The organism is Mycobacterium sp. 1165178.9 (assembly GCF_001673555.1).
Classification (GTDB): domain Bacteria; phylum Actinomycetota; class Actinomycetes; order Mycobacteriales; family Mycobacteriaceae; genus Mycobacterium.
This window is the reverse complement of the sequence record NZ_LZMB01000392.1, coordinates 1-5,421: the sequence shown is the minus strand read 5'-3', so window position 1 is coordinate 5,421 and position 5,421 is coordinate 1. Positions and strand designations below refer to the sequence as shown.

Sequence of the window (5,421 nt, the reverse complement as noted above, 5' to 3'; positions counted from 1 at the left end):
GCCAACGGCGACTCGGTCGCTACCGAGGAGGGCGGCGCGGCCATTGTGGCGGCGGCAATGGACGCATACGGACAGGTCGACATTCTCATCAACAACGCGGGAATCCTGCGTGACGCGGCATTCAAGAACATGACCGCCGAACAGGTGGATGCGGTCATTTCCGTTCACCTGTCCGGGGCGTTCCACGTCACCCGCGCCGTATGGCCGGTCATGCGCGAGCAGAACTATGGACGGATAGTCCAAACGACCTCGGGTACCGGCTTGTTCGGAAACTTCGGGCAGGCCAATTACGGCGCGGCCAAGATGGGGCTCGTCGGCATGATGCACGTGCTCGCCATCGAGGGATCACAAAACGGCATCGCCATCAACGCGGTCGCCCCCATCGCAAGGACGCGCATGACCGAGACCATTATGGGCGAAGCCGGTAAGGCGATGGACCCCGAGTTGGTGACTCCGGTCGTGGTTTACCTGTCGCATCGCGAGTGCGACCGCACTGCCCACATTTATTCGGTGGGAGCGGGCAAGGTGTCACGGGTATTCATCGGCGTGACCAAGGGGATCGAGAACACCTCGCTCACTGCGGAATCGGTGGCTGAGGCGATCGACGAGATCGATGACGCCGCGACGTTCACGATCCGCGGTGGGCCAGCCAAGGAGTGAGGGTCAGCGGCCCAAGAATCGCGGTTCGCGGCGCTCCGCGAACGACCGCAGGCCCTCTTGAAGATCGGTGGTGCGCGACACCGCCTCCTGTGCCCACGCCTCCTGCTGGAAAGCTCGGTCACGGCCGGACTCCGAGGAAACCAAGAGCAGTCGCTTGGTGTGCCCCAGCATCACCGTCGGGCCGGCGGCGAGCCGCTCGGCCAGCTCCCCGGCGACCGCGTCCGTAGCGTCCGGCGCGGCCACGCGGTTGACCAGTCCCAGCCGCTCACATGTGGCGGCGTCGACGGGTTCGCCGAGCATCAGCAGCTCGGTGGCCTTACGCAGCCCCACGATCCTCGTCAGCAGATGAATGGCGCCGGAATCAGGAAGGACGCCGCGGTGCACGAAAACCGCGACAAGCTTTGCCTCCGTGGACATGACGACAAGATCGCAAGCGAGCACCAGGCTGATTCCTGCACCGGCCGCGGTACCCGTCACCGCAGCGACCACCGGCTTATCGCAGTCGAGGATCGACGAGACCAAGCGCTGCCATCCGTTCTGCAGCATGCGAGCAACGTCCCCTGACCGTTTGTCGGCAACTGGCAGCTGCGGCGCTGATCCAGCGGGCAACCCGGCCCCCCCGCAGAAGTGCCGCTGCCCAGTCGCGCCCAGTAATACCGCGCGCACCGCCGGGTGGTCGCCCGCGCGTTGAAAAGCCTCGGTCAGCACGTCACGTGCCAACGGTGACAACGAATTTCCCACATCGGGGCGGTCGATGGTGATGCGGTAAACACCGTCTGCACCAACGGCCTCCAGGATCCCTGGCTGCTCCTCGCTCAACTCACTCACCCCTGCCGTTAACGGCGTTTCCGCTTTTCGGGTATCTTAATTTCCACACTTGTCCAGGCCACGATATTCGCCAGAACTGAGGAGGCGCGCCATGACCCGCTCCTCTCAACCGGGCCAAATCACCGATGAGGGGCTGGCCAGGTTGCGTGGCACCATTGGCATTGCCGTTCCGCACACTCAGCCACCGCACTACGTCCGCCCCAACGAGGACACTTTCCGCCACGTTGCCGAAGCCTACGGTGACGCCAATCCCATGTGGACCGATCCAAACTACGCCGCTAAGTCGGTATGGGGTGAATCGATCGCGCCGCCGGCACTGGTCGGCGGTGACACGTTGATAGGCGAAGACGAAGTCACCGAGCTCTCCGAGAAGGATCGGGCCCTGACCAAAGGCGACCCGCTGCGCGGGGTGCATGCGTTTTACGCGTCGTCCGCACGAGAGTGGTGGGCTCCGCTGCGGGCCAACCACCGAGTATTCAGGCGCAACGCGCTAGTCGCCGCGCTCGACAAATCCAGTGAGTTCGCTGGCCGGGCGATTCACGAATGGTCGGCGCAAGTCTTCCGGGACGACGAGGGCACCATCCTCGGCGGCCAGTACCGCAACATGATCCGCACCGAGCGCAGCAAGGCTCGCGGCCGCAAGAAATACGAGTCGATCGAGCTTAAGACCTGGACAGCCGAGGAGATCGCCGAGATCGACGAAAGCTACTCGCGGGAATCCCCGCGTGGTGCTGAACCGCAGTGGTGGGAAGACGTCAACGAGGGCGATGCAATCGGCACATTGACCAAGGGACCGCTCACCGTCACCGACATGGTCTGCTGGCATGTCGGCATGGGCACCGGAATGTACGGGGTGCGTCCCCTGCGGTTGGCGTGGCGTAATCGGCAACGCATTCCCCGCTTCTACACTCCGAACGACCACGGCGTACCCGATGCGCAGCAGCGCGTCCACTGGGAACCGGACGCCGCCCGAAATGCCGGCAACCCCACCACTTTCGATTACGGCCGGATGCGTGAGACGTGGTTGATCCATCTGTGTACGGACTGGATGGGGGACGACGCCTGGTTGTGGAAGCTGGACTGTGAGTTCCGGTTGTTCAACTACGTGGGTGATCTGCACATAATCACCGGCACCGTAACGCGAAAGTACCTTGCCGAAGGCGAGCGCCCCGCGGTCGATGTCGAACTCGCGGCGACCAACCACCGCAACGAGATCACTACACCGGGACACGCGACCATCCTGTTACCCAGCCGGGACCGCGGCCCCGTGCGGCTCCCGGATCCGCCCGGCGGAGCGACGAACCTGACGGATCTGCTCGCCGCCGTATCGGCTGAATTCGCAGGACGGTGACAGCCGCCGTGACATATGCAAGCGTTCCCGGGCTTCGGGCCGAGCAGCAAGGCACGATTCTGCGCCTCACCCTGGACCGCGCCGAGCGCCGCAACGCCGTCAACGACAGGATGCTCGACGCATTGATCGAACATCTCGCGGCCGCAGGCGTCGACGAGGCGGTGCGCGTCATCCGCATCGACGCCGACGGACCGGACTTTTGCGCGGGATCCGATCTCATCGCGAACAACGCGAAGTCGGAGCGAAAGCCGCGGGTGGGCAGTACTCAGCGCCGGCTACCCAATAAGGCCAACCGGCTCATCCCGTTGATGCTGGAGACACAGGTGCCGATCGTCGCGGTGGTCCACGGCTGGGCGGCTGGCTTGGGGTTCCACATCGCCTTGGCGTCCGACTTCTGCTTGGCCGCCGACGACGCTCGGTTCTGGGAACCCTTCATGGCCCGCGGCTTCACACCGGACAGTGGCGCCGCATGGTTGCTGCCACGCTTAATCGGCATGGTGCGCACCAGACAGCTACTGATGCTCGGCGAGGAGATCTCCGGGACCACTGCGGCCGACTGGGGCATCATCCACCGCGCTTATGCACCCGAGCAATTGGCCTCTGCGGCGGAGCAGCTTGTCGCCAAACTCGGTGAGGCGCCCACGGTTGCCCTCGGCCTCACCAAGTGGCTGCTGCACAGCGGCAACGGACTCGATCTCGATCGCCATCTCCAGAACGAGGCCCTGGCGCTGGAATTATCCAGTCGCAGCGACGATTTCAAGGAGGGTCTGGCGGCCTTCTGTGACAAGCGCGACGCGAAGTTCCAGGGCCGTTGACGCTCATGACCCGCTTGCCGATCACCCCCGCCACCTCCGCCGCCGACGCCGTCGAGGCGGTGCGGCAGTGGATCGATGCGGAGGTGCCCGCGGCGTGGCGCTCGGCCGCCGTCCAAGGACCCGCGGCCCTGCGGGCCGTCCGCACCGCGGCCGACTACCGGGAATGGTATCCAACATTCGCCGACTCGGGACTGGTTGTACCGACCTGGCTTCCGGAGCACGGTGGCCTCGGCGTCGGCAACGACATTGCGCGCGCGATCGAGACGATTCTCGCCCCGCTCCGGCTCACGCGGCTGAATCCGTTGGGGATCAACAACGCCGCGGCGGCTTTGTTCAGCCATGGCACCGAGGAACAGCGACTGCGCTTCCTGCCGCCCATTGTCCGCAACGAAGAGAAGTGGTGTCAGCTTTTCAGCGAGCCCGGGGCAGGTTCCGATCTCGCGTCGTTGGCAACCCGCGCCGCACGCGACGGTGATCACTGGGTGATCTCGGGACAGAAGGTGTGGACCACGTGGGCGGACGAGGCGGACTTCGCGATCCTGCTGGCGCGCACCGATCCGGATCAGCCCAAGCACAAGGGCATCACGTACTTTCTGCTCGACATGCACCAACCGGGTGTCGACGTGCGACCGCTGCGCCAGATCACCGGCGAAGCGGAGTTCAACGAAGTCTTCCTCGATGGCGCGCGGGTGCCCGACGAGCATCGGGTCGGGAACATCAATGACGGCTGGCGTGTCAGCGCGTCGACCCTGTCCAGCGAGCGGCAGATGGTTTCCGGATCGGGATCCGGCGGTATGGGCCGCCTCGGTGGTGCCGGCGCTGAGCGATTGATCTCCCTGGCCCGAGAAACCGGGCGTTGGGAGGACCCCGTGGTCCGAGGCAAGGTCATGCGTCTGTGGGCGCAGGAGCAGGTCCGTGGTTGGACCAATGCCCGCGTGCGCGCGGCACTTTCGGCCGGACAGTCTCCCGGTGCAGCATCCTCGATCGGCAAGGTCCATCAAGCCACACTCAATCAACAGATCCAAAATTTGATGGTCGACCTGCTGGGCACCGCTGCGGTGGCCTGGCCGCAGTCCGGCGATCCCGACGTGTTGCCGCGGGAGGTGCAGGGCATGCTGCGCAGCCTGGCTAACGCCACCGAGGGCGGCACGACCGACATCAACAAGAACATCCTCGGCGAGCGGGTGCTCGGCCTGCCCAAGGAGCCGGACCCGTGGAAGGGTAAGCCCTGGAAGGAAATTCCGCGCTCGTGAGCGGCTACGAACGATTGATCGTCGAGAAGTCGGACGGCGTGGGCTGGTTGATTCTGAACCGCCCGGATGCCGGCAACGCGTTCGATGCGCTGATGCTCGACGAACTCGAGGCGGCCTGGGCCGAGTTAGATACCGACAGCGACGTGCACGTGATCGTCAATGCCGCCAACGGCAAGACGTTCTGCACGGGAATGGACGTGGTGCAGGTGGCTCGCGACAAGGCGGCCATGCGGCGGCACTCACGCCGGACCAGGGACGCCGAGCTGAAGATTTCGTCGTGGCAATGCGAGGTGTGGAAACCGGTGATTGCGGCGGTCAATGGGGTGTGTGCGGGCGGAGGTCTGCACTTGGTCGCCGACGCCGACATCGTGATGGCCGCCGAGGAGGCTTCGTTCGTCGACCCGCATGTCTCGGTGGGGCAGGCCGTCGCGTACGAGGCAATCACACTGCTGCGTAAGTCGCCGATGGAGGCGATCACCCGAATGACGCTGAGCGGCAAGGGCGAGCGCATCTC

Annotated in this window: 6 protein-coding genes; 5 read left to right on the top strand and 1 reads right to left on the bottom strand. The window is 65.0% G+C overall.

From position 1 onward, the window contains the following. A partial coding sequence (locus tag A5652_RS17165; RefSeq protein WP_197513986.1) for an SDR family NAD(P)-dependent oxidoreductase occupies positions 1-660 on the top strand: 660 nt, incomplete at its 5' end. 3 nt (positions 661-663) lie between these two features. On the opposite strand, the gene A5652_RS17160 is transcribed toward A5652_RS17165, so the two are convergent. Continuing rightward, positions 664-1,488 (bottom strand): enoyl-CoA hydratase/isomerase family protein, encoded by an 825-nt coding sequence (locus A5652_RS17160; RefSeq protein ID WP_067353837.1) that lies wholly within the window; start codon positions 1,486-1,488, stop codon positions 664-666. Between the two features lie 91 nt (positions 1,489-1,579). Here A5652_RS17160 and A5652_RS17155 point away from each other — a divergent pair, with 91 nt between their 5' ends. The 4 genes from A5652_RS17155 to A5652_RS17140 form a co-directional block, all read left to right on the top strand. Then, positions 1,580-2,839, top strand: a complete 1,260-nt coding sequence (locus A5652_RS17155; RefSeq protein WP_067353834.1) for a hypothetical protein — start codon at positions 1,580-1,582, stop codon at positions 2,837-2,839. A gap of 8 nt (positions 2,840-2,847) precedes the next feature. Further along, on the top strand, positions 2,848-3,654 hold the full coding sequence (locus A5652_RS17150; RefSeq protein WP_067353840.1) for an enoyl-CoA hydratase/isomerase family protein: 807 nt from the start codon (positions 2,848-2,850) through the stop codon (positions 3,652-3,654). 5 nt (positions 3,655-3,659) lie between these two features. After that, positions 3,660-4,907, top strand: a complete 1,248-nt coding sequence (locus A5652_RS17145) for an acyl-CoA dehydrogenase family protein (RefSeq protein ID WP_067353831.1) — start codon at positions 3,660-3,662, stop codon at positions 4,905-4,907. After that, positions 4,904-5,421, top strand: a 518-nt coding sequence (locus A5652_RS17140; RefSeq protein ID WP_197513985.1) for an enoyl-CoA hydratase/isomerase family protein, incomplete at its 3' end; no start/stop codon positions are given. The genes A5652_RS17145 and A5652_RS17140, both read left to right, overlap by 4 nt.

Excerpts from the sequence above, each read along its gene's own strand:
- A5652_RS17155 (WP_067353834.1), top strand. The coding sequence starts at position 1,580 with ATGACCCGCTCCTCTCAACCGGGCCAAATCACCGATGAGGGGCTGGCC.
- A5652_RS17145 (WP_067353831.1), top strand. The coding sequence starts at position 3,660 with ATGACCCGCTTGCCGATCACCCCCGCCACCTCCGCCGCCGACGCCGTC.